1 rRNA gene is annotated in these 223 nt (G+C 57.8%); it reads right to left on the bottom strand.

Features of this window, described 5'->3' with window-relative positions:
- Window positions 1-223, bottom strand: a 23S ribosomal RNA gene (locus ACXX53_RS23235); the annotation flags it as partial.

Raw genomic sequence — 223 nt, 5'->3', positions numbered from 1 at the left:
ACTCTTCGAATGATTTCCAACCATTCTGAGGGAACCTTGGGGCGCCTCCGTTACTCTTTAGGAGGCGACCGCCCCAGTCAAACTGCCCACCTGACACTGTCCCCGAACCGGATTACGGTCCTAGGTTAGAACTCCGATACGATCAGGGTGGTATCCCAACGGCGCCTCCACCGATGCTGGCGCACCGGCTTCCTAGGCTCCCACCTATCCTGTACAGACCGTA

This window comes from Paenibacillus marinisediminis (genome assembly GCF_054343325.1).
This window is presented reverse-complemented; position numbering and strand designations above follow the sequence as displayed.